This window comes from uncultured Gemmiger sp., from assembly GCA_944388105.1.
Taxonomy (GTDB): domain Bacteria; phylum Bacillota; class Clostridia; order Oscillospirales; family Ruminococcaceae; genus Gemmiger.
Genome location: CALXHN010000026.1, coordinates 1 through 22,941 on the forward strand (window position 1 = coordinate 1; position 22,941 = coordinate 22,941).

Consider the following 22,941-nt stretch of genomic DNA (forward strand, 5'->3'; position numbering starts at 1 on the left):
CTGACCGCCAGTGCCGGTTCACTGCTGGTTTCAGTCTGCAACCGTGCTCTGGATCTGGACCTGACCGGCCTGGAATTTGCGTTCGGGATCCCCGGTACGGTAGGCGGCGCCGTTTATATGAACGCAGGCGCGTATGGCGGGGAAATGAAGGACGTGCTCGACCGCGTTACGTTTCTGGATGAAAATCTGAAATTGAGGACACTGCCAGCAAACCAGCTGGCCCTTGGTTACCGCACCAGTATCTTTGAAAAGCAGCCCTGGTGCATCCTCGAGGCGGAATTGGTCCTTCAGCCCGGTATACACGAGGAAATAAACGCAAAGATGCAGGATTATATGTCCCGGCGTAGGGAAAAGCAGCCATTGGATTTACCTTCGGCCGGCAGTACCTTCAAGCGTCCTGCCGGATGCTTTGCCGGACAATTGATTGAACAATGCGGTCTGCGCGGTTTTTCGGTGGGCGGAGCCGCAGTCAGCCAGAAACATTGCGGCTTTGTTGTCAATCTGGGGGGCGCTACTTGTGCCGATGTGGTGGAACTGACAGACAGAGTCCGTGCCATTGTACAGGAAAAAACGGGCCACGTATTGGAACGGGAAATCAGAGTCGTTCGCTGAAAATCATCAGTAGAGCAGGGAAGTGAGGAGCAGCATGAATTTTTTGGTCGTGACAGGACTTTCCGGCGCAGGCAAGTCTATGGCCGCCAATGCGCTGGAGGATATCGGCTTTTTTTGCATCGATAACATTCCGGCCGGTTTGCTGCCTCGTATTGTGGATTTCGCTCTGCAAGGCGAAAATCAACTGAATCGCGTGGCAGTCGTGATGGATATCCGCGGTCTGCGTTCTGTGGAAGAAGTCAAAACGGCTTTGGCCGCTTTGGATGACAAACAGATGGAGTATGATATTCTGTTTCTGGACGCGGCAGATTCGGTCATTCGGCGCCGTTACAAAGAAACGCGCCGGGTACATCCCATGACCCTGAACGGAAGCTTGCCTATCGACGAAGCTATACGGCGGGAACGCTCCATTTTGCAGCCCCTGCGGGAGCGTGCCCGGTATGTTATCGATACCACACAGCTCTCGACCGCCCAGACCAAGGAACGAATCTGCGGTTTGTTCCTGGATCGGGGCCAGTGCGCCATGTCTCTGAACATCATGTCTTTTGGCTTCAAATACGGTCTGCCGCAGGAAGCGGATATCGTACTGGATGTACGGTGTCTGCCCAATCCGTTTTACGTCCCGGAACTGAAAGAACTGACCGGTCTCGATCAGCCCGTAGTGGACTATGTCATGGCCGCCCCCGAATCTCAGGAACTGCTGCGCCGGTATGAAAGCATGCTGGAGTATTCTTTGCCGCTGTATGTCAAGGAAGGAAAGAGTCAGCTGGTGGTGGCTGTTGGCTGCACCGGCGGCAAGCATCGTTCCATTACTTTTGCGCGCAAACTGGCAGAATTCTGTGGCAAGCTGGGATATACGCCCACGGTTTTGCACCGAGATGCAAAACGCACTATGTAAAAATCAGAAAGAGGCATCTGCGCAATGAGCTTTTCTCAGGATGTCAAAGCAGAAATTCTGCGCCGCAAGGTCAGCCGGCCGTGCTGCTGTACTGCTGCGGCTTATGCGATTGCCTGCTTTGGCAAATATTTTGATGACCGCGGTATTGTCCTGCAAACCGAAACAGAAGGGGTCGCCGCTTTTGCGCAGAAAATGTATGCGCGCTGCGGCATCACCGGCCAGATTCTGCGCAAAGAGCGTGCGGCTGGTTCGGTTGTTTATGAGTTCAGTGTTAAAGATTCGGAAGAAATCCGAAAAATGCTGGAACTTTTTGGCCACACAGGACGAGAAACGGCTTTGCGGATCAAACCCGGCTGCTTCAAGTGTCAGCAATGTGTATCCCATTTTGTGGCAGCGGCTTTTTTGTGTTGCGGTACGGCTACCGATCCGGAAAAAGGCTATAATATCGAGTTTCTCTCCACACGTTACCAACTCTCTCAGCAGCTGGAAGCGATTCTGGCCGAGCACGAATTTCATCCGCACCGCGCGCTGCGCAAAGGAGCAAACACTGTTTATATCAAGGCCGGAGATCACATCGAAGATCTGCTGACCTTTATGGGGGCCGGCAATGCCGCCATGCGGATCATGGAACAGCGCATGTACAATGAAATGCGCAATAAAACCAATCGGCTTTCCAATTGCGAAACTGCCAATCTGGGCAAAAGCGTACAGGCCGCGGTTCAGGTACAGATGGCCATCCGTGCTCTGGAAGCGGCCGGCGCGCTGGAAACTTTACCGGAGCCGCTTTTGACTACCGCCAAAATGAGAATGCAATATCCGGACCTGCCTCTGGCAAGACTGGCTGAAAAGTTCAATCCTCCCGTCAGCAAGGCCGGACTGTCTCACCGATTCAAGCGGATTCAACAGGCAGCACAACGTCTGAGCGCTTCTTCTGAAACCAAGGGAAAGGACCAACATGCCTGATCAAGCAAAACGACAGTTCACGCACCTGCACCTGCATACAGAATACAGCCTGCTGGATGGCGCGTGCCGAATTGACAAACTTTTCGACCGCATCAAGGAGCTGGGCCAGACCGCCGTGGCCATAACCGACCACGGCGTTATGTATGGCTGCGTCCAGTTTTATGATGCAGCTGTAGCGGCGGGGATCCGCCCGATTATCGGCTGCGAAGTGTACGTGGCCACCCGCACCCGTTTTGACAAGGTAAACCGCATTGATGGCAATAATCATCTGGTGCTGCTGTGCAAGGATGAGACCGGATATAAAAACCTGATCAAGATGGTCAGTGCCGGATTCCTGGAAGGATTTTACTCCAAGCCCCGCGTGGATAAGGAGCTGCTTGAACAGCATCATGAAGGTCTGATCTGCCTTTCAGCCTGTCTGGCCGGTGAAGTTCCTCAGGCAATTCTGGCCGGAGACTATGAACGTGCCAAGCAGGTAGCTTTGTATTATCAGAATCTGTTTGGTGAAGGCAACTACTACATTGAACTGCAGGACCACGGGTTGGAGGAGGATAATGTTGTACTCCCTCAGCTGATCCGCTTGTCCCGGGAAACCGGCATTCCTCTGGTTGCCACCAATGATGCCCATTATCTGACCCGGGAAGATTCCAAGATGCAGAGCATCCTGCTGTGCATCCAGACCGGCAAGACCATCGCCGATGCTGACCGCATGGAATTCCAGACGGATGAATTCTATGTCAAGAGCACCGACGAAATGTATGACTTGTTTTCCATGGTGCCGGAAGCCTGCGAAAACACCAACCGTATCGCAGAGCAGTGCCATTTTGATTTTCATTACGGTGAGACAAAGCTGCCGTATTTCAAGGCACCTGATGGAATGGAAAACCAGGCCTATTTTGAAAAGCTGTGCTGGGATGGTCTGGAACGCCGTTACCCCGGCCGCGTGACCCAGGAATTGCGGGATCGCCTGCAATATGAGATTGGCGTAATCTCCAAGATGGGGTATACCAACTATTATCTGATCGTTTTTGATTTTATCAACTACGCCAAAAACCGTGGTATACCGGTCGGTCCGGGACGCGGGTCCGGTGCCGGCAGTCTGGCCGCTTACTGCGTTGGAATCACCGACATTGATCCTATTCGGTATAATCTGATTTTCGAACGGTTCCTGAATCCGGAGCGCGTTTCCATGCCGGACTTTGACGTGGACTTCTGCTACGAACGGCGACAGGAAGTCATCGATTATGTCAATGAAAAATATGGACGGGATCATGTAGCACAGATCGTAACTTTCGGTACCATGGCCGCTCGGGCCGCCGTACGGGATGTCGGCCGCGTTATGGGCATGTCCTACCAGGATGTGGACCGGGTGGCCAAATTGATTCCCATGGAACTCAAAATGACCCTGCAGCATGCGCTGGAAGTCTCACCGGACCTGAAAAATCTGTACGAGGCCGATCCGCAGGTGCACGAGCTCATTGACACTTCCCTGAAAGTCGAAGGAATGCCCCGTCATGCCTCTACCCATGCGGCTGGCGTAGTCATCACCCGGGAAGCAGCCACCGAATACGTGCCGCTTTCCACCAATGACGGTCTGCCTGTCACCCAGTTCAACATGACCGAAATCGAGCGTCTTGGTCTTCTGAAGATGGACTTTCTGGGCTTGCGTACTCTGACGGTCATTCACGATACCGAAGTTGCCGTACAGCGCCGTGATCCTTCCTTTACCCATGAGTCCATAGACTATGATGATCAGGCCACTTACTCAATGCTGACCAATGGCGAAACAGAAGGCGTGTTCCAGTTGGAATCCACCGGCATGAAACAGGTGCTGACGGGCTTGAAGCCGAAAGATTTGGAAGACATCATCGCCTTGATCTCCCTGTACCGCCCCGGCCCCATGGACTCCATTCCAACCTATCTGCGCAATCGCCGGGAACCGGACAAAATCAGCTACCGCACACCACAGCTGGCCCATATTCTGGATGTTACCAACGGCTGCATTGTGTACCAGGAACAGGTTATGCAGATCTGCCGTGAACTGGCTGGTTTCAGCTTCGGTCAGGCCGATAACGTCCGCCGCGCCATGAGTAAGAAAAAGCACAAGGTCATGGAGGCGGAACGCGCACACTTTGTGTACGGGTGTACGGATCCCGGCAAAGAATGTCCCGGTTGTATCCATAATGGAATTTCGGAAGATGCGGCCAATGCCATCTATGATGACATGAGCAGTTTTGCTTCCTATGCGTTCAACAAATCTCACGCTGCCTGCTACGCATACGTTGCATTCCAGACGGCCTATCTGAAATGTCACTATCCCCAGGAATTCATGGCTGCACTTCTGACCAGCGTACTGGACAATACCTCCAAAGTGATCGAATACTCCACCGAATGTCAGCGTCTGGGGATCAAGGTGCTGCCGCCTGATATCAATGTTTCCCGCGGCGGCTTTACCGCTGACGGCAACAGTATCCGGTTTGGGCTCAACGCCGTCAAGAGTGTGGGGCGGAATCTGATTGAAGGGGTTATCCGGGAACGCCGTGACCGGCCATTTCGCAGTCTGTACGATTTCTGCAAGCGGATGCGCGGCGCGGAACTGAACCGCCGCGCTTTGGAAAATCTGATCCGTGCTGGTGCTTTCGATGCGCTGGAACCCAGCCGCCACGGAATGATGCAGAGTGTGGAAGGTATTCTGAAAAGCGTCGAGACTGATGCCCGTCAGAATCTGGAAGGACAGCTGGATTTGTTCAGTGCTCTGGCAGGAAACGGTGCTGATGCTGCCGCAGAAGATTACAAAGTTCCCAATCTGCCTGAGTATCCTACTTCCGAGTTGCTGAAAATGGAAAAGGAAGTATCCGGTCTGTATCTGTCCGGTCATCCGCTGGACGCTTACCGGGAGAAGATACAAAAAGTATCTACCTGTATGATCTCGCAGCTGAGCGGGGAAGACGCCAAAGATTTTGACAACAAAGCGGTGACCCTGCTCTGCACGGTAGTCAGGAACAAGGTGATGACTACAAAATCCAATACGCTGATGGCCTTTACCACTGTGGAAGACCTGACTGGCACTATGGAGCTTCTGGTGTTTCCGAGGGTTTTCTCTTCCTACCGGGCATATCTGCAGGAAAACGCGGTTATTGTAGTATCCGGCCGTGTTTCCTATAAGGAAGATGAGGGGACCCGTCTGGTAGCCGAGCAGATTGCTCCGGTGGATGACTATGACCCTGCCAGGGGATTCGCAACTCCCGCGGGACGGCCTGAAGCCCATACTGCCACCTCCGGCGGTGCATCCAACCGAGTGATTGGTCTGTGGCTTCTGGTTCCGTCCAGACAAAGCCCGGAAATGGCCAAGATAGAAAATCTTTTGCGGAACATATTCGACGGTCCCACGCCGGTTTATTTCAAGTTTGAGGATTCCGGCCAACGCATGCGGGCTCCGCAAAGTCTGTGGGCCAATGATTTGCCGATTCTTCGCAAAGAGCTGGAACGAATTCTGGGTCCGGAGCATGTCAAAGAGCAAAGAGCAAAATAAATCCATATCTTTTGCAAGATTTATCCATAATTGGCGGGGCATACATATGGTATAATACTTTATGGGGATTGTTACACCTTTAACACACGGTCGGGAAGGGCCGTGCCCCAATTGGCGGAATATCCGCAAACGGAGTAAAAACGCCAAGCCTTTGATTTAACGGGAGGGAAATCTATGGCTAAGGAGATTAAAACCATCGGTGTCTTGACCAGCGGCGGCGATGCCCCCGGGATGAACGCTGCTGTGCGTGCCATTGTTCGCACCGGCATCACTCGGGGTTACCGCATGATGGGCATTCAGCGCGGCTACAATGGACTGATCAACGGCGAGTGCTATGAGATGAACGTCCGCAGCGTGTCCGAGATCATTCATCGCGGCGGCACCATCCTGTACACAGCCCGTTGCCTTGAGTTCAAGACCAAGGAAGGTCAGGCCAAAGGTCTGGCCCGCTGCAAGGAACTGGGCATCGACGCGCTTGTCGTCATCGGCGGCGACGGCTCTTTCATGGGTGCCCGCGCACTGGCCAACCAGGGAATTCCCTGTGTCGGCATTCCTGGCACTATCGATAATGATATTGCCTGCAGCGAATATACCATCGGCTATGACACAGCTATGAATACGGCCGTGGAAGCTATCGATAAGCTGCGCGACACCACCCAAAGTCATGACCGCTGCAGTGTGGTCGAGGTTATGGGCCATCATGCCGGTTACATTGCTTTGAACGTGGGCATCGCCACCGGTGCCTTGGCCGTCCTGCTGCCGGAACGTCCTTTTGATTTTGAGCGCGACATTCTGCAGCGTATGCGTCAGACACAGTTTACTGGCAAGAAGCACTTCATCATTATCGTGTCTGAGGGTGTCATCGGTGCTCAGGAACTGGCCAACCAGATCCAGGCAGCGACGGGTGTCGATTCCCGTGCTACGGTTCTGGGCCATATTCAGCGCGGCGGTTCGCCTACGGTCCGTGATCGTGTGAACGCTTCCCTGATGGGCTACCACGCAATCGATCTGCTGGATAAGGGCATTTATAACCGTGTAGTTGCCGTATCCGGAGGCAAAATTGTGGATTACGATGTCAACGTGGCTCTTTCCATGCACAAGACCATCGACCCCAGCGAGATTGAAGTTGCAAACTCCATCTCCATTTGATTTTCAGCAAATTCTTATGCACGAAGCCGGCACCTGTTCGGCTTCGTGCTTTTATGTGCGGAAAAAGAATATAAGCCACCGCACCTATAATTATTATAAAAGTGTCCTATGCAGCGGGAACCTTTCTTTGAATCAGGGCACTTTTTTCTAAAAATCTCTTGCAATTCACTTGACATTGTGGTATTATGTTTCGGCAATACACACGCATTGCGTTGTTTTTTTGTGCCTGAACGGTCCATACTGGAACTGGAAAGGTTAGGAAACAATCACGCGATGCGGAGGGTAAAACTAAATTTTTGGAGGAAAATTACTATGGCAGTCGTTTCTATGAAGCAGCTTCTCGAAGCCGGTGTCCACTTCGGTCACCAGACCCGTCGCTGGAACCCCAAGATGGCGAAGTACATCTTCACCGAGCGCAACGGCATCTACATCATCGACCTGCAGAAGACCGTGAAGAAGCTGGACGAGGCTTACAACTTCGTGCGCGACACCGCGGCTAACGGCGGCGAGATCCTGTTTGTCGGCACCAAGAAGCAGGCCCAGGAGTCCATCCGTGATGAGGCCACCCGCTGCGGCATGCACTTTGTCAACGCTCGTTGGCTGGGCGGCATGCTGACCAACTTCCGCACCATCCGCAAGCGCATCGATCGCATGGAGCAGCTGAAGGCCATGCAGGAAGATGGCACTTTTGATCTGCTGCCCAAGAAGGAAGTTGTCAAGCTGGAACTGGAGATGGAAAAGCTGGACAAGTACCTGGGCGGTGTCAAGGACATGAAGAGCCTGCCGAAGGCCCTGTTCATCGTTGACCCCCACAAGGAGCGCATTGCTGTTGCCGAGGCCCGCAAACTGCACATCCCCATCGTGGCCATTGTCGATACCAACTGCGATCCTGATGAGATCGATTACGTCATTCCCGGCAACGACGACGCTATCCGCGCTGTCAAGCTGATCTCTGCCGCCATGGCCGACGCCGCTCTGGAAGGCAAGCAGGGCGTGCAGGATGCTCCTGCCGCTGCTGAAGCTGCCGAGGCTTGATCTGAAGCAGTGGATCCGATTCAACGCTGACTTTTTTCAAAGAAAGGACGATACGTTATGGCTATTTCTGCTAAGGACGTTATGGAACTGCGCAAGCAGACCGACTGCGGCATGATGGAGTGCAAGAAGGCTTTGACCCAGGCTGATGGCGACTTCGCCAAGGCTATCGAGATCCTGCGTGAGCAGGGTCTGGCCACTGCCACCAAGAAGGCCGGCCGCATTGCCGCCGAGGGCATGGTTTATGCCGTTTCTTATCCCAACTGCGCCGTTGTCGTCGAAGTGAATGCCGAGACCGACTTCGTCGCCAAGAACGAAAAGTTTGTCGAGTTCACCAAGAATCTGGCCAATGTCATCGCCGAGTTCAACCCGGCTGACGTGGATGCTCTGATGGGCTGCAAGATGGGCGAAGGCACTGTTGATGATGCTCTGAAGGCTCTGATTCTGGTCATCAAGGAGAACATCAAGGTTCGCCGCTTTGCCCGCTATGAGGGTCATTGCGCCGCTTATGTCCATGGCGGTGGCACGCACGGTGTCATTGTGAAGTTCGACACCTCTGATGAAGTTGCTGCCAAGGAAGGCTTTGCGGCTTTCGGCAAGGACATTGCCATGCAGGTCGCGGCTGCCAACCCCAGCTACCTGAATGAGGCTGCTGTGCCGGCTTCTGTCATCGACAAGGAAAAGGAGATCATTCTGGCCCAGATGGCCAACGATCCCAAGACCGCCAACAAGCCCGATGCTATCAAGGAAAAGATGGCCATCGGCAAGCTGGGCAAGTTCTACAAGGAGAACTGTCTGGTTGATCAGGCTTTCATCAAGGACGGCAACATGGACGTCAACAAGTATGTTGCTGCCACCGCCAAGGAACTGGGCGGCGATATCAAGATCGTCGAGTACACCCATTTCGTCAAGGGCGAAGGTCTGGAGAAGCGCAACGAGGACTTCGCTGCCGAAGTTGCTGCCGCCATCAAGGGCTAATGCTGTTCGGGGGCAAATTATCTTGTCCAAAAAGGCAATTTAATTTGTCAATGAAGTGAAATATAACGGAGTAATGTGGAGTTTTTGCTCTCATTACTCCGTTATTTTTTTACCCTTTTTGCAGCGGATGACCTCCAAGTGCTCTCCTGATGATTCTCCTCATAACCCCTCCAAATTGGATGAAAAACGAGGAAAATTATCAGAAATGCAGGCGATTTTCCGCGAATTATCGCAAAATATTTTGCGCGTCAATGACTGCCGGGTACCTCTTCAAACTCTTTACCTTCATCCTATTACGATTGCAAAACGCGAAAAAGTGGATGGGTACCCCGAGTAATTTCTCTAATCCTGTTCTCAGGTTCCATTGACAAGTTATTTTTGCTCGATTGACAAATTATTTTGCCCCCTGACAATGCTTGTCCAGGGGCAAATTAAATTGTCACAGAAGCAAAAATAATTTGTCATAAGACGCATATAGAAGAGTAGTGTAGAGGTTTTTCCTCACACTACTCTTTTTTTGTTTGTCAGAAAGGGGAGGGGACCAAAGTTCTTCAAATATCTTCAAATGCTCCGATACCTCGCCTGCAGAATCTTGCAGGATGTGTGCGGGAAATACATCATAAACATTTAGAAATTTACATGCCAAGAAAGCTATATAAATCTGTCTTTCTCTTATTCTCTGTTTTCAGTGAAAAGCATGGCGGAATAGGGAAATCTTCTCTATTTTCAGAATACTGACAAAAAAGCAGTGTCTGCCATAACGGCAAACACTGCTTTTGCTGATCTCCTAATTAGTCCTGCGCCCGGAAAACGATGCCGCCATCATCGGTCATCTTGTCCACAATGGCCAGACTGGCCAGCTTGTACCCCTCGTTGCGCAGTTCCTGTCCACCATTCTGAAATCCTTTTTCGATGCACACACCAATGCCGGCAACCGTAGCACCAGCCTGCTTGCAAACATCCAAAAGGCCCCGCATGGCTTTGCCGTTGGCCAGAAAGTCGTCCAGAATCAAAACCCGATCCTCAGGGCTCAGGAATTTTTTGGCCAAGGTGATTTCATATTCTTTTCCGTAAGTATACGATTGCACCCTGGAAGTAAATACATCGCCATCGATATTCTTGCTCTTGGCCTTTTTGGCAAAAACCACCGGTACATCAAAGTGACGCGCAGTCATGCAAGCGATGGCAATGCCGGAAGCCTCGATGGTCAGAATTTTATTGACGCCGTCATTACCGAAAATGCGCTTGAATTCAGCACCGATCTCGTCCAGCAGCTCCACATCCAGCTGATGATTCAGAAAGCAATCCACCTTGAGCACATTACCGGGACGTACCTGCCCATCTTTCATAATACGCTCTTCCAATAATTTCATCGAACTTTCTATACCCCTTTCATTCTATTGCTACTATTATGCCGAATCTCGGGACATTTTGCAATCCTTTTACACGAAAAAAGGAGGAACACATTAGCAAGTCGACGAAATGTTAAACTTTTGTAATTTTTCTTTGTGAAAAGCGACTAAGAAAATGAAAAATATGTAAACAAACTATGTCGATTTAACACATTGAAGATTCTATTAGGGGAGACTATAATACCTTTATATAACAACGTCGGGCATGTGCGGCCCAATCTGCAAGCGATTGCAGTGGGCGTTGTGAATATAGGAGGGAAAAATTATGAAAAAGCTTATCAGTGCAGCATTGGCTTCTGCTATGGTGCTGAGTCTGGCAGCCTGCGGCTCTACCGGCAGCAGCGAAAGTACTTCTGCTGCTACCACCGGTGATTCCGCCGCTACCGCCGAGGCTTCCGCCACCGATGGCACTACCCCTATCAAGCTGGGTGGCATCGGACCTACCACTGGTTCTGCGGCCAGCTACGGCATTGCCGTTATGCAGGGCGAGCAGCTGGCTGTTGACGAGATCAATGCAGCTGCCGGTCATACCGTTTTTGAATTCAAGTTTGAGGACGACGAGCACGATGCAGAGAAGTCCATGAACGCTTACAACACCCTGAAAGACTGGGGAATGCAGGCCCTGCTGGGACCCGTCACCTCTACTCCTAGCCTTTCTGTGGCTGGCGAGACCGTGAACGACAACATGTTCATGCTGACGCCTTCCGCTTCCGCCGTGGACGTAGTAGAGACAGGTGACAACGTCTTCCAGATGTGCTTCACCGACCCTAACCAGGGTATTGTGTCTGCTGACTATATCGCCGAAAAGGGCTTGGGCACCAAGATCGGCGTGATCTACGATTCTTCTGATGCTTATTCCATGGGCATCTATAATGCTTTTGCCGAAGAGGCTACCGCCAAGGGTCTGGAAGTTGTCACTGCTGTCAGCTTCACCAGCGACAACAAGAGCGATCTGTCCACTCAGGTTGCCAAGTGCCAGGAAGCCGGTGCCGATCTGGTCTTCCTGCCCATCTACTACAATGAAGCTTCTCAGATCCTGATCGCCGCTGATAAGGTTGGCTACAAGCCCACTTTCTTCGGTTGCGACGGCATGGACGGCATCCTGACCATTGAAGGCTTCGACACTTCTTTGGCTGAAGGCCTGATGCTCCTGTGCCCCTTCTCCGCCACTGCTACCGATGAGACCACCCAGAAGTTCGTCTCCGCTTACGAGGCTGCTTACAACGAAACTCCCATCCAGTTTGCGGCCGATGCCTATGACTGCGTTTACGCTATCTATGAGTGCGTGCAGAACGGCAGCATCAACGGTGATATGAGCGCCAGCGATATGTGTGATGCCCTGAAGGCCCAGTTCACCACCATGACCTTTAATGGCACCACTGGCGAGGGTCAGACCTGGTCCGCTGACGGCACTGTCAACAAGCCTCCGCGTGTGTACGTTGTTACCGACGGCGCCTACCAGACCGCTGAATAATTGAATTTACGGTTCTTGGGTTTGAAGAACTGAGAATGTTTTGCCAAAGGGGGCTGTCCGAATTCAAATTCGGCAGCCCTCTTTGTCTTTTGGGCTCGTTTTCGTGCCCAGAGGCTCATGTGGACAAAATATTGTCTGCAAGCGACGTCTATGATAGAATGATGTCGTGCCCCCACTATAGCGGTGCGGTGGCTATCGTTTTAAGATTTGAGGTGTATTACAGGATGCAATTTTTGTCCTACCTGATCAACGGCATCAGCCTGGGCAGTGTGTATGCTCTGATCGCACTGGGCTACACAATGGTGTACGGCATCGCTAAGATGCTGAACTTTGCCCATGGTGATGTCATCATGATCGGCAGCTATGTTGTTTTCTTTACCTTTGGTTCCTTCGGCTGGAATCCGGCTGTAGCCATCATCCTTTCGATGATTGTCTGCACCGTGCTGGGCGTTCTGGTAGAACGGGTGGCATACCGGCCTCTGCGTGAAGCACCGTCTTTGGCCGTTCTGATTACGGCCATTGGCGTCAGTTACTTGCTGCAGCAGGTGGCACAGTTGTTGTGGACTTCCAACCCCAAAAGTTTCCCGTCCGTCGTGGCGAATTCCTCCATCTTTAAGCCGCTGCAGCTCTTTAATGGTCAGCTGACCATTTCGGCAGAAACTATCGTCACCATTCTTGCCTGTATCGTTATCATGGTTGCGCTGCTTTATTTCATCAATCACACACCGGCCGGCCATGCCATGCAAGCCGTGAGTGAAGACCGCGGAGCTGCCCAGCTGATGGGGGTGAACGTAAACGCCACTATCTCTTTGACCTTCGCTATCGGCTCGGCTCTGGCTGCCGTTGCCGGTGCGCTGCTCTGCTCGTCTTATCCCACACTGCAGCCCACTACCGGTGCCATGCCTGGTATCAAAGCCTTTGTGGCGGCTGTTTTCGGCGGTATCGGTTCTATTCCTGGTGCCTTCTTGGGCGGTGTTCTGCTGGGCGTGATTGAAAACCTGAGCAAGGCGTACATTTCTACACAGCTGTCCGATGCCATTGTGTTCCTTGTGCTGATCGTGGTTTTGCTCGTCAAGCCTACCGGCCTGCTGGGGAAAAAGGTCAATGTGAAGGTGTAAGGAGGGGTGAGGATGTTTCGCTTGAAGAATATGCGCAAATCAACCAAAAGCAACCTCGTCACCTTCGGTATCGTGATCGGGTTTTATATTGTTATTCAGATTCTTTCGGCCTTGGGATTGCTGACCAGCTCTTTGTCCGGTCAGCTCGTTCCCATTTGTTCCTATGTTATTCTGGCTGTTTCTTTGAATCTCACGGTCGGTATTCTGGGTGAGCTGAGTCTGGGACATGCCGGCTTTATGAGTGTCGGCGCCTTCTCCGGAACAATCGTCTGGACCACACTGTATGGTCAGGTTCCAAATTGGCTCGGTCTGCTGCTTTCCTTCGTGGTTGGCGGCGTGGTTGCCGGCCTGTTCGGATTTATCGTCGGTGTTCCTGTTCTGCGTCTGTCCGGCGACTATCTGGCAATCGTGACCTTGGCTTTCGGCGAAATCATCAAGAATGTCATGAATGCCTGCTATCTTGGTTATGATTCCACCGGCCTCCATCTGTCCTTCAAAGATGCGGCTTCCATGAATATGGATCCTACCGGTACCATGATCATCAATGGTGCCATGGGTATTACCGGCATCAAGAAAGCCTCTACCTTTACCATCGGGATTGTATTGGTAATCCTGACTCTGCTGGTAATCCTCAATCTGATCAATTCCCGTGCCGGCCGCGCCATTGAATCCATTCGCGACAACGAGATTGCCGCTCGCAGCGTGGGCATCAACATCACCAAATATAAACTGATGGCCTTTATTACTTCGGCTGTTTTCGCTGGTATCGCCGGGGTCCTTTATTCTCTGAACTATTCTTCTCTGGTTGCCAAAAAGTTCGACTACAATACCTCCATCCTGATTCTTGTGTTTGTGGTTCTGGGCGGCATCGGGAATATCCGTGGGTCTGTCATCGCCGCTGCTCTGCTGACTGTGCTGCCTGAACTGCTGCGTGCTGTCAACGACTATCGTATGCTGATCTACGCCATCGTCCTGATTGTTGTCATGATCTTCAGCCAGAGCCCGCAGGTTGTGGCTTGGCGCAAGCGCATCTTGGATGGCATCCGCAGCCGTATGAAACCCGGCCCCAAGGCTAAGGAGGTGCAATGATGGCATTGCTGGAAGTAAGCAACCTGGGCATTGCCTTCGGCGGCCTGCAAGCGGTTGCACAGCTTGACCTGAAAATCGAAAAAGGACACCTGTATGGGCTGATCGGGCCCAACGGTGCCGGCAAAACCACCGTATTCAACATGCTCACCGGTGTGTATACCCCCACGGAAGGCAATATCGTGCTGGATGGCAAAGACATCACCGGCAAAAGTCCGGACTTGATCAGTAAGGCTGGTGTGGCCCGGACCTTCCAGAACATCCGTCTGTTCAATGACATGTCAGTACTGGATAACGTAAAAGTTGCCCTTCATAATCAGATCCGGTACAGCATGTGGACCGGCATTCTGCGTCTGCCTGCTTATCGTGAGAAAGAACACGAGATGGACCGAGAGGCTCTGCGTCTGCTCAAGATTTTTGATCTGGACAAGGAAGCGTCTCTCAAGGCCTCTCAGTTGCCTTACGGCAAACAGCGCAAGCTGGAAATCGCCCGCGCTTTGGCGACCAACCCCAAACTGCTGCTGCTGGATGAGCCTGCTGCCGGTATGAACCCCAACGAGACGGCAGAGCTGATGAATACCGTCCGCAGCGTACGCGATCAGTTTGGCATCGCCATTTTGCTGATCGAGCATGATATGAACTTCGTCATGGGCATCTGCGAAGAAATCACCGTGCTGGACTACGGTCGCGTGATTGCCCACGGCGACGGCAAATCCATCCGCAACAACCCTAAGGTCATTGCGGCGTATCTGGGAGGTGACTAACGATGGGGGAAATGCTCGCTGTTAAAAACATCAACGTTTTCTATGGCTCCATTCACGCCATCCGTGATGTCTCTTTCCACGTGGACGAAGGGGAGATCGTCACTCTGATTGGTGCCAACGGTGCTGGCAAAACCACCACGATGCACGCCATTTCCGGTCTTCTCAAGCCCAAAAGTGGCGAGATTGTCTATTGCGGCCAGACCATCAGTAGAATGGAAGCACACAAAATCATCCGCTTGGGTCTGGCTCAGGTTCCGGAAGGACGCCGGGTCTTCAGCGGACTGACGGTTCAGCAGAATCTGCAAATGGGCGCCTATACCCGCCGCGACGGTAAGGATGCCATCCAGTCCGACTTCGACATGGTGTATGACTTGCTGCCTCGTCTGAAGGAACGGCGTACACAGCCCGCAGGCACCCTTTCCGGTGGTGAGCAGCAGATGCTGGCTATTGGCCGTGCACTGATGTGCCGCCCCAAGATGCTGCTTCTGGACGAGCCTTCCATGGGCTTGTCTCCTCTGCTGGTGAAGGAGATTTTCAAGATCATCCGGGACGTTAATCGAAACGGCGTAACGGTTCTTCTGGTGGAGCAAAATGCCAAGATGGCGCTGGAAATTGCCAATCGTGCTTACGTACTGGAAACGGGTACCATCAAAATGGAAGGGGAAGCCACCGAGCTGGCCAACAACATTGAGGTTCGCAAGGCCTATCTGGGCGCTCAATAATCGTCCACATCAATAAAAAAAAGCGCCTCCCGCCGCGTATATGACCGCAACGGGAGGCGCTTTTTTATACAAATCTAGTGTCAGCGGGCCGCAGCCGGCGGTCGGTCATTGTCCGAAAGCGGCTGTGTGAGCTTCTCCAGAAAGGACATGTAAATCTGACTTCCCCTGGCAATGAAGCGGTTCTTGACCTCCTCAGCCGTCAGGGCATCCGGCATGGCCAGTTCCAGACGAAAACTTTCCGGCTGCCCTTCATCCCGGATGATGCAGACCACTTTGTACCCATTGGCGTCATGTTCTACCGCAGCGTGATTTTGTGCCGCCCGGTGTGCCCAGCTTTGCAGGCGGATCACGGCCAGGATCGCACTTTCCCGCACGCTGCGCGGGAGATCTTCCGCAAGGGTATCCGCTACTTTCGCGCCTTTGTCGGTAATTTTGTAGCCTCTGTCCTTTATGGTTACCAGCTGCTGATGTTCCAGTTCTCCCAAAGCGCCGGCAAACTCAAAGTAATTGACCAGCTCTTCCTGCAAAAGGGCACCTTCCAGCGTTTCCCTCGTGACAGGACCGGCGGTTTTGATAAGATAGCACAGCAGAATCCGGATCTCGGTGCTGTCTGTAAGGCCGCCCGGCTTCACACCTGCGGTAAATGCTTCCGCCATCGGTAAATCACTTCCTGTTCATGTATTCCTGTCATTTATTATAACGCATGGATACGGGCGTGACAAGCACGTCGCCGGATTTGCAGTCTTAAAAAACGGTCTCAATCTGTTTGCGGCTTTGGGGCGTAGAGTAGGTCCAGCGGCGAATTCTTCCTCTTGTAACAAAGTAATGTGGTTCAAAGCGCATGTTTTGGGTCAGATTCTTGTTTACCACCACCAGCTTGATCTTCATTTTGTCGGGCAGGATACTTTTGATGTATACGCTGACCGCCTGTCCGGCCCGAAGCGTTTTGTCCGGTTCGGCCAGCCCTGCCAAGTTGGGCGCAATTTCAATAAATACGCCGTACTCTTCTACGCTGCGCACAATACCGACCACGGTTTCTCCTGCCGCAAAGCATGCGGCGTTCTCGCTCCACGTTCCCAGCAATTCCCGGAGCGTCAGCACAATGCGGCCCTGTGCATCCCGGCTTTTTACAGCGCACAACAGTTGTTGACCTACCTGTACACGGTCTGCCGGACTGGAAATGCGGGATACCGACAAGCAGTCGATTGGCAGCAAGGCCGAAATTCCACAGCCCACATCACAAAAAGCGCCGAAATTCTCAATATGCGTAACCGTGCAGGGGATGACGCTGCCATTTTCCAACAGATCCAGATAATTTTTGTGGCAGGCGCGCTGAGCCGCTGCCCGGGAGAGAAGATAGGCCCACTCGCCCTCCTCCTGCGTCTGCCCGGTAATCACAAAGCAGGTGGGCCTTCCAACCCGCGTCAGGACAGCAATGTCCTTGATGGGCTCTCCAGGCTGCACATCCACACATTCCTCAAAAGGCATAACAGCCCGCCGCCCGCAGATTTCAAAACGCAGCCGTCGGGCGGTATCAAAGGCAAGGGCGGTGCTTTGCAGCACTTCACCTGTCTGGCGGCAGTGCTCCAGTTCGTCCTGAGTGAGATGGTTGGCATTACGGCAAAGGCCTTCGGCACGATATTCAAGCATTTGTTTGTCCTCTCTGTGTTGTGTGATCTGTGTGTGCGGTCAATCCAATGTATGCGGCATAATGGGCGGATATTTGCAAAAGTGCCCGTATGGTATATAATAAGAGCAAAGATTTTGAATGGACGGTGAGCATATGGATGTACGGGTCGGAGATGTGATCCAGACAAAAAAGCCGCACCCGTGCGGTGCGAATCGATTCGATGTGTTGCGTGTCGGCATGGATTTCAAGATCCGCTGCCAAAAATGCGGACATGAGATCATGCTGCCCCGCGTAAAAATTGAAAAAAACATTAAAAAAATTTTCCGCAGCGGGGAAGAGCTCTAGCAAGGATTCTTTATTTATCCGTTTTTTGAAGTAGATGTAAAGGAATCCTTGTTTTATGTTTGAACAGATGCATGAAATTGAGCGGCGTTATGAAGAACTTTCCTTTCGCCTGAGTTCTCCGGAAGGAATGTCCGATCCGAATGCCTATGCCGCTCTGGTAAAAGATTACAAAGAACTGACCCCCTTGATTGAGAGCTGGCGCTCCCGGTGCGCGCTTCAGCAGGAGATAGAAGAAGAGCAGGCGATGCTTCAGGAGGAAGCCGCTGACCCTCTCTTCACCGATATGGTACAGCAAGAACTGCGCAAAAACAGGCTAAGCCTGTCGGCCCTGGATGAAAAACTCCGGCTTCTATTATTGCCCAAAGATGCGGACGACGATAAAAGCATCATCATGGAAATCCGTGCAGGAACCGGAGGGGAAGAGGCAGCCCTGTTTGCGCGGGATTTGTGGCGTATGTATACAATGTATGCGGCCAAACGCGGCTGGACCTGTGAAACCGTACAGTGCAGCGAAGCTGACCTGGGCGGCATCAAGGAAATTGTTTTTTCCATCGAGGGCAGCGGTGTATACAGTCGGCTGAAATTTGAAAGCGGTGCACACCGGGTACAGCGGGTACCGCAGACCGAAACCCAGGGACGCATCCAGACTTCGGCCGCCACTGTGGCTGTTATGCCGGAAGCGGAGGAAATGGAGCTTGAACTGGACCCGAAAGAGCTTCGCATTGATACGTTTCGCTCCTCCGGCGCAGGCGGGCAGCATATCAACAAAACTTCCAGTGCCATCCGTGTGACCCACCTGCCTACCGGTATGGTAGTGGAATGTCAGGACCAACGCAGTCAGCGGGAAAACAAAGAGCAAGCCCTCAAAGTTCTTCGCAGCCGACTATTGCAGCAAAAGCAGGAGGCCTATGACCGGGAATACAATGCCAAACGCCAGAGCCAGGTGGGCAGCGGCGACCGCAGTGAACGTATCCGCACATATAATTTTCCCCAAGGCAGAATCACCGACCATCGGATTGGTCTGACTGTTTATAAACTGGATGAAATCCTCAATGGCAATCTGGATTTGCTTGTGGAACCATTGCTGTTGGCGGACAGAGAAGAAAAGCTCAAACAAATGAATACCGGCGAACAAGCCGACGCATAAAAGGAAGATGGAAACTATGCAGACACAGGTTTTGCCTGTCAATGAAGAAAGCATCCAACTGGCCGCAGATCTTCTGAGGCGCGGAGAAATTTTGGCTCTGCCCACCGAGACAGTCTACGGGATCGCAGCCGACGCCCGCAATGGGGAAGCGGTCAAAAAAATCTTTTTGGCCAAAGGCCGTCCGCAGGACAATCCTTTGATTGTTCACATCTGCGGCATGGAGATGCTTCATGGTCTTGTTGCGCAGGTGCCGGACCGTGCACTGCGCTTGGCCAAAGCGTTCTGGCCCGGCCCGCTGACCATGGTCATGCCCCGGGGCCCGGAAGTCTCGGACGTCACCTGTGCCGGACTTGATACGGTAGGCATCCGCATGCCCTCCCACCCCGTGGTACAGGCTGTTATAAAAGCTTCCGGTGTGGCTTTTGCTGCACCTTCGGCCAACCTGTCCGGGCGCCCCAGCCCCACCAATGCTGCAGATACTCTGGCTGATATGGATGGTCGTTTGCCTTTGATTCTGGACGGCGGCGAATCGGACGTGGGCGTGGAGTCTACTGTAGTATCCGTATGCGGGGAGCATCCTGTGCTTCTGCGTCCCGGCTATGTGACCAAGGAGCAGATGGAACAGGTCCTGGGAGAAGAGGTTCTGGTTTCCCATGCGATTCTGGAGAAGCTTCGCCCCGGTGAGACCGCCCGCTCTCCCGGAATGAAATACAAGCACTATGCTCCAAAGGCACAGGTAACCATCCTGAAAGGTGACTTCGAAAAATACAAGGCCTACCTGACAGCACATGCCGCTCCAGGCGTGTTTGCCATGTGCTTCACCGGTGAAGGAAAGGACCTTCCGGTTCCTTATATCGAATACGGAACCAACGGTGACGGCGCTTCACAGGCACATCGCCTGTTTACGGCCTTGCGCGAATGTGACAAGGCCGGAGCTCAGGTGGTTTATGCCCGCTGCCCGCTGAGCAGCGGCGTTTCCATGGCTGTGTACAATCGGTTGCTGCGTGCGGCCGCTTTCCGCGTGGAGGAATTATGAAGATCATTGGTGTCACCGGCCGCTCCGGCTGCGGAAAATCCAGCGTCACACGGCTTTTTGCTTCTGAAGGATATCCTTGCATTGATGCGGACGTTATCTCCCGTGAAGTCCTGGAACCGGGTTCTGCTTGCATAAAGCAGTTGCAAAATGCGTTTGGTTCTGATATTGTAGATGAGTCAGGGGTCTTGCGGCGCCGTCTTCTGGCGGACCGCGCTTTTGCCACACCGGAAGGAACCGCCCGATTGACGGCCATTACCCATCCGGAAATTCTGCGCCGCATCAATGTACATTTGCAGGAAGCCGAGTCTTCCGGTGCCAGACTTGCCTTTGTGGATGGTGCCGTCATTGTTGGTACCCCCTTTGCCGCGCGCTGCGACGCGCTCCTGGTTATCACAGCGCCGTATGAGCAGAGTGTTGCCCGCATTTGCGCGCGGGATGGGATAGCCCCCGCCATGGCCCGCCGACGTCTGGATGCCCAAACGCCGGAACAAACGTTACGGGAAGCGGCAGACTTCGTGCTGGAAAACAACAGTACCCCTGAATGTCTGGAAGAAAGAGCCTTGTCCCTTTTACATCGCCTGGAACGAGAGGCATGACCTTCCGTTTCGGAAAGGAGGCTTATGAAGAAAAGACAGCCACGAACCGAAGCTGTGCGCCGCCGTCCCCGCCTGTTGGTCCCATTGGTATGGCTTCTGGCCATCCTGCTGATTGCGGGGAGCCTGATCTTTTCTGTCTGGCACAGCAAAATTGACGAACTGCGCTATCCGCGCAAGTATCAGGAATTTGTCGAATATTATGCTGACAAATATGATCTTGACCCTTTGACGCTGTATGCGTTTATCCGGACGGAAAGCAATTTCAATCCCAACGCCGAATCCGATGTGGGGGCCAGAGGGCTCATGCAGATCACGGAAGTGACCTTTGATTGGATCAAATCCAAAATTGCTCCAACAGAAGCCTTGACCTTTGATGATTTGTATGATCCGGAGACCAACATTCGCTTTGGCAGTTATTTTGTGGCCTACTGTCTTTTGAAGTTTGAAGATTTGTCCACCGCTGCTGCTGCCTATCACAATGGGGTAACTGCGGTAAGCGAACTGCTGAAGGACAGCGAATATTCTTCCGACGGAAAAACATTGGATGAGTTTCCGTATCCGCAGATGCGCCAGTATGTACACAAGATCACAACCAGCTACGAGCGCTACCAAGAAATCTATACCTCCCAATAAGAGGCCGGCACCGTTTTCGGTACCGTAATATAGATAATTATTGTGAAAGGACGTACCAAATATTATGGGAAAGAAATCTGGGAAGGAACTGGAAAAGCTCCTTTACAAGAATGAGACCGTTGCTGACTGCATGCCCGATCAGATGGCTGCAGCACATGAGTTCTGCGAAGGTTACAAACAGTTCCTGAACGATGCCAAGACCGAGCGTGAAGTCGTTGCCTACAGCGAAGATCTTCTGCGCGCTGCAGGCTATAAGCCCTTCGTGCCCGGTCAGCAGCTGAATCCCGGCGACAAGGTCTATGTGATCAACCGCAAAAAATGTGTCTTGGCTGCTACGATTGGACAGAAGAGTCTGGCGGAAGGGTTCCACATGAACATTGCCCATGTGGATGCACCGCGCCTGGATCTGCGTCCCGTCCCCTTGTTCGAGAAAAACAAGCTGGCGTATCTGCGTACCCACTACTATGGCGGTGTGCGCAAGTATCAGTGGGCCACCATTCCTCTCTCCATTCACGGCGTGGTATACCGTGCCGACGGCACTTGTGCGGAAATCTGCATCGGTGAAAACCCCAGCGATCCCGTCTTCTGCATCACCGATCTGCTGCCGCATCTGGCTGCCAAGCAGAACGAAAAGAAGCTGCCTGAGGCCATCACCGGTGAGAACCTGAACATTCTTTTTGGCTCCGATCCCATCGAAGACAAGGATGTGGAGGACCGTGTCAAGCTGAATGTTCTTGGGATGCTCAATGAAACCTACGGCATCACCGAGCACGACTTTACCCGCGCCGAAATTGAGATTGTCCCCGCTTTTACCGCCCGTGATGTGGGCCTGGATCGTTCCATGATCGGCGCCTACGGCCATGATGACCGCGTGGATGCTTATCCCGCCCTGATGGCCGAAATCACCACCACTGCTCCGGCCCACACCACTGTTTGCGTTCTGACCGACAAGGAAGAGGTGGGTTCTGACGGTGTCACCGGTCTGAACAGTATGTATACCTTCCACTTCCTGCAGCAGCTGTGCCAGACCCAGGGTGTGGACTACATTACCGCCTGCAAGGCTTCCAAGTGCCTCTCTGCCGATGTGACCGCCGCTTACGATCCCAGCTATGCGGATGCTTTTGAGCCCGACAATGGCACCTACGCCGGTCGCGGTGTTGCCATCTACAAGTACACCGGTTCCCGCGGCAAATCTTCCACCAGTGATGCCAGCGCCGAGCTGGTCAACTATCTGACCCGTCTGATGGACAGCAACAATATTGTCTGGCAGATCGGCGAAATGGGCAAGATCGATCTTGGCGGCGGTGGAACCGTTGCCAAGTATGTCGCCAACCAGGATATCGACACCATCGATATCGGCGTGCCTGTTCTTTCCATGCACTCTCCCTTTGAGGTCGTCTCCAAAGCGGATGTGTACATGGCTTATCTGACCTTCAAGGCTTTCTGTGAAGATGCCCAGTAAGTTCTAATATGAAAACGCTCCGGCCTGCACAACTGTGCGGCCGGGGCGTTTTTTCAAAAAATATCGCCTTTACGGCATTCTACTATGGTTCGGTTGCATATTTCTTGTTTTGTCTGTATGATGAGGGCAGGAAAGAGGGTGCAGTCATGTACGCGATTGATAAAAAACAGTTCGGTGCCTTTGTATCGGAACTACGAAAGGGAAAGGGCTATACACAGAAAGAGCTTGCCAGCAGATTGTTCGTTTCAGACAAAGCGGTCAGCAAGTGGGAGACCGGATCCAGCATTCCGGACACGGCGCTTCTGATTCCGCTCGCTGAGCAGCTGGGCGTCACCGTAACGGAGTTGCTCTT

Annotated in this window: 22 protein-coding genes; 19 read left to right on the plus strand and 3 right to left on the minus strand. The window is 52.7% G+C overall.

Annotated elements, in window-relative coordinates; genetic code table 11:
• From murB to tsf, 7 genes are all read left to right on the plus strand, one after another.
• Window positions 1-612 (plus strand): UDP-N-acetylmuramate dehydrogenase (murB, locus tag Q0K17_RS04725; protein WP_294540484.1); only part of this gene is annotated, 612 nt, incomplete at its 5' end.
• Between the two features lie 34 nt (window positions 613-646).
• Window positions 647-1,510 carry an RNase adapter RapZ gene (gene rapZ / locus Q0K17_RS04730; RefSeq protein WP_294540486.1) on the plus strand — a complete coding sequence of 288 codons (864 nt, stop codon included), beginning with the start codon at window positions 647-649 and terminating at the stop codon, window positions 1,508-1,510.
• Between the two features lie 24 nt (window positions 1,511-1,534).
• Window positions 1,535-2,473, plus strand: coding sequence for a DNA-binding protein WhiA (whiA, locus tag Q0K17_RS04735; RefSeq protein WP_294540488.1), 939 nt, complete (start codon window positions 1,535-1,537; stop codon window positions 2,471-2,473).
• Window positions 2,466-6,005, plus strand: a complete 3,540-nt coding sequence (locus tag Q0K17_RS04740; protein WP_294540490.1) for a DNA polymerase III subunit alpha — start codon at window positions 2,466-2,468, stop codon at window positions 6,003-6,005. The genes whiA and Q0K17_RS04740 overlap by 8 nt, the downstream gene beginning before the upstream one ends.
• A gap of 174 nt (window positions 6,006-6,179) precedes the next feature.
• Window positions 6,180-7,154, plus strand: coding sequence for a 6-phosphofructokinase (gene pfkA, locus Q0K17_RS04745; RefSeq protein ID WP_294540492.1), 975 nt, complete (start codon window positions 6,180-6,182; stop codon window positions 7,152-7,154).
• A gap of 312 nt (window positions 7,155-7,466) precedes the next feature.
• Window positions 7,467-8,189 carry a 30S ribosomal protein S2 gene (gene rpsB, locus Q0K17_RS04750; protein WP_294540494.1) on the plus strand — a complete coding sequence of 241 codons (723 nt, stop codon included), beginning with the start codon at window positions 7,467-7,469 and terminating at the stop codon, window positions 8,187-8,189.
• A 57-nt stretch (window positions 8,190-8,246) separates the two neighbouring features.
• Window positions 8,247-9,164 (plus strand): translation elongation factor Ts, encoded by a 918-nt coding sequence (gene tsf, locus Q0K17_RS04755; protein WP_294540496.1) that lies wholly within the window; start codon window positions 8,247-8,249, stop codon window positions 9,162-9,164.
• Window positions 9,165-9,955: 791 nt separating this feature from the next.
• Here the strand turns inward: tsf and Q0K17_RS04760 are convergent.
• Window positions 9,956-10,537 (minus strand): xanthine phosphoribosyltransferase, encoded by a 582-nt coding sequence (locus tag Q0K17_RS04760; protein ID WP_294540498.1) that lies wholly within the window; start codon window positions 10,535-10,537, stop codon window positions 9,956-9,958.
• A 304-nt stretch (window positions 10,538-10,841) separates the two neighbouring features.
• Between Q0K17_RS04760 and Q0K17_RS04765 the strand changes: the two genes are divergently transcribed.
• The 5 genes from Q0K17_RS04765 to Q0K17_RS04785 all read left to right on the plus strand — a co-directional run bounded on the left by Q0K17_RS04765 (window position 10,842) and on the right by Q0K17_RS04785 (window position 15,740).
• On the plus strand, window positions 10,842-12,050 hold the full coding sequence (locus tag Q0K17_RS04765; RefSeq protein ID WP_294540500.1) for an ABC transporter substrate-binding protein: 1,209 nt from the start codon (window positions 10,842-10,844) through the stop codon (window positions 12,048-12,050).
• Window positions 12,051-12,274: 224 nt separating this feature from the next.
• Window positions 12,275-13,168 carry a branched-chain amino acid ABC transporter permease gene (locus Q0K17_RS04770; RefSeq protein WP_294540523.1) on the plus strand — a complete coding sequence of 298 codons (894 nt, stop codon included), beginning with the start codon at window positions 12,275-12,277 and terminating at the stop codon, window positions 13,166-13,168.
• A 12-nt stretch (window positions 13,169-13,180) separates the two neighbouring features.
• On the plus strand, window positions 13,181-14,257 hold the full coding sequence (locus tag Q0K17_RS04775; protein WP_294540502.1) for a branched-chain amino acid ABC transporter permease: 1,077 nt from the start codon (window positions 13,181-13,183) through the stop codon (window positions 14,255-14,257).
• The gene (locus Q0K17_RS04780; protein ID WP_294540504.1) at window positions 14,257-15,018 is read left to right on the plus strand and encodes an ABC transporter ATP-binding protein; all 762 of its coding nucleotides are present in this window, start codon (window positions 14,257-14,259) and stop codon (window positions 15,016-15,018) included. The genes Q0K17_RS04775 and Q0K17_RS04780 overlap by 1 nt, the downstream gene beginning before the upstream one ends.
• A gap of 2 nt (window positions 15,019-15,020) precedes the next feature.
• Window positions 15,021-15,740, plus strand: a complete 720-nt coding sequence (locus Q0K17_RS04785; protein ID WP_294540506.1) for an ABC transporter ATP-binding protein — start codon at window positions 15,021-15,023, stop codon at window positions 15,738-15,740.
• Window positions 15,741-15,820: 80 nt separating this feature from the next.
• Here the strand turns inward: Q0K17_RS04785 and Q0K17_RS04790 are convergent, their stop codons facing one another.
• Both Q0K17_RS04790 and Q0K17_RS04795 read right to left on the minus strand, forming a co-directional pair.
• A complete protein-coding gene (locus Q0K17_RS04790; protein WP_294540508.1) occupies window positions 15,821-16,396 on the minus strand; it encodes a DUF4364 family protein in 576 nt (191 codons plus the stop codon).
• Between the two features lie 88 nt (window positions 16,397-16,484).
• Window positions 16,485-17,390: a S1 RNA-binding domain-containing protein gene (locus tag Q0K17_RS04795; protein WP_294540510.1), complete on the minus strand. Its 906-nt coding sequence runs from the start codon at window positions 17,388-17,390 to the stop codon at window positions 16,485-16,487.
• A gap of 133 nt (window positions 17,391-17,523) precedes the next feature.
• On the opposite strand from Q0K17_RS04795, the gene Q0K17_RS04800 reads away from it, so the two are divergent.
• The 7 genes from Q0K17_RS04800 to Q0K17_RS04830 all read left to right on the plus strand — a co-directional run.
• A complete protein-coding gene (locus tag Q0K17_RS04800) occupies window positions 17,524-17,715 on the plus strand; it encodes a DUF951 domain-containing protein (RefSeq protein ID WP_294540525.1) in 192 nt (63 codons plus the stop codon).
• A 55-nt stretch (window positions 17,716-17,770) separates the two neighbouring features.
• Window positions 17,771-18,862, plus strand: a complete 1,092-nt coding sequence (prfA, locus tag Q0K17_RS04805; protein WP_294540511.1) for a peptide chain release factor 1 — start codon at window positions 17,771-17,773, stop codon at window positions 18,860-18,862.
• A 7-nt stretch (window positions 18,863-18,869) separates the two neighbouring features.
• Window positions 18,870-19,898 (plus strand): L-threonylcarbamoyladenylate synthase, encoded by a 1,029-nt coding sequence (locus Q0K17_RS04810; protein WP_294540513.1) that lies wholly within the window; start codon window positions 18,870-18,872, stop codon window positions 19,896-19,898.
• The gene (coaE, locus tag Q0K17_RS04815) at window positions 19,895-20,494 is read left to right on the plus strand and encodes a dephospho-CoA kinase (protein ID WP_294540515.1); all 600 of its coding nucleotides are present in this window, start codon (window positions 19,895-19,897) and stop codon (window positions 20,492-20,494) included. The genes Q0K17_RS04810 and coaE overlap by 4 nt, the downstream gene beginning before the upstream one ends.
• Window positions 20,495-20,518: 24 nt before the next feature.
• On the plus strand, window positions 20,519-21,127 hold the full coding sequence (locus Q0K17_RS04820) for a lytic transglycosylase domain-containing protein (RefSeq protein WP_294540517.1): 609 nt from the start codon (window positions 20,519-20,521) through the stop codon (window positions 21,125-21,127).
• A gap of 64 nt (window positions 21,128-21,191) precedes the next feature.
• Window positions 21,192-22,589, plus strand: coding sequence for an aminopeptidase (locus Q0K17_RS04825; protein WP_294540519.1), 1,398 nt, complete (start codon window positions 21,192-21,194; stop codon window positions 22,587-22,589).
• A gap of 146 nt (window positions 22,590-22,735) precedes the next feature.
• Window positions 22,736-22,941: helix-turn-helix transcriptional regulator (locus Q0K17_RS04830; protein WP_294540521.1), on the plus strand; the 206-nt coding region annotated here is incomplete at its 3' end.

Coding starts and splice junctions, on each gene's coding strand:
- rapZ (WP_294540486.1), top strand. CDS start 647: ATGAATTTTTTGGTCGTGACAGGACTTTCCGGCGCAGGCAAGTCTATG.
- whiA (WP_294540488.1), top strand. CDS start 1,535: ATGAGCTTTTCTCAGGATGTCAAAGCAGAAATTCTGCGCCGCAAGGTC.
- Q0K17_RS04740 (WP_294540490.1), top strand. CDS start 2,466: ATGCCTGATCAAGCAAAACGACAGTTCACGCACCTGCACCTGCATACA.
- pfkA (WP_294540492.1), top strand. CDS start 6,180: ATGGCTAAGGAGATTAAAACCATCGGTGTCTTGACCAGCGGCGGCGAT.
- rpsB (WP_294540494.1), top strand. CDS start 7,467: ATGGCAGTCGTTTCTATGAAGCAGCTTCTCGAAGCCGGTGTCCACTTC.
- tsf (WP_294540496.1), top strand. CDS start 8,247: ATGGCTATTTCTGCTAAGGACGTTATGGAACTGCGCAAGCAGACCGAC.
- Q0K17_RS04760 (WP_294540498.1), bottom strand. CDS start 10,537: ATGAAATTATTGGAAGAGCGTATTATGAAAGATGGGCAGGTACGTCCC.
- Q0K17_RS04765 (WP_294540500.1), top strand. CDS start 10,842: ATGAAAAAGCTTATCAGTGCAGCATTGGCTTCTGCTATGGTGCTGAGT.
- Q0K17_RS04770 (WP_294540523.1), top strand. CDS start 12,275: ATGCAATTTTTGTCCTACCTGATCAACGGCATCAGCCTGGGCAGTGTG.
- Q0K17_RS04775 (WP_294540502.1), top strand. CDS start 13,181: ATGTTTCGCTTGAAGAATATGCGCAAATCAACCAAAAGCAACCTCGTC.
- Q0K17_RS04780 (WP_294540504.1), top strand. CDS start 14,257: ATGGCATTGCTGGAAGTAAGCAACCTGGGCATTGCCTTCGGCGGCCTG.
- Q0K17_RS04785 (WP_294540506.1), top strand. CDS start 15,021: ATGGGGGAAATGCTCGCTGTTAAAAACATCAACGTTTTCTATGGCTCC.
- Q0K17_RS04790 (WP_294540508.1), bottom strand. CDS start 16,396: ATGGCGGAAGCATTTACCGCAGGTGTGAAGCCGGGCGGCCTTACAGAC.
- Q0K17_RS04795 (WP_294540510.1), bottom strand. CDS start 17,390: ATGCTTGAATATCGTGCCGAAGGCCTTTGCCGTAATGCCAACCATCTC.
- Q0K17_RS04800 (WP_294540525.1), top strand. CDS start 17,524: ATGGATGTACGGGTCGGAGATGTGATCCAGACAAAAAAGCCGCACCCG.
- prfA (WP_294540511.1), top strand. CDS start 17,771: ATGTTTGAACAGATGCATGAAATTGAGCGGCGTTATGAAGAACTTTCC.
- Q0K17_RS04810 (WP_294540513.1), top strand. CDS start 18,870: ATGGAAACTATGCAGACACAGGTTTTGCCTGTCAATGAAGAAAGCATC.
- coaE (WP_294540515.1), top strand. CDS start 19,895: ATGAAGATCATTGGTGTCACCGGCCGCTCCGGCTGCGGAAAATCCAGC.
- Q0K17_RS04820 (WP_294540517.1), top strand. CDS start 20,519: ATGAAGAAAAGACAGCCACGAACCGAAGCTGTGCGCCGCCGTCCCCGC.
- Q0K17_RS04825 (WP_294540519.1), top strand. CDS start 21,192: ATGGGAAAGAAATCTGGGAAGGAACTGGAAAAGCTCCTTTACAAGAAT.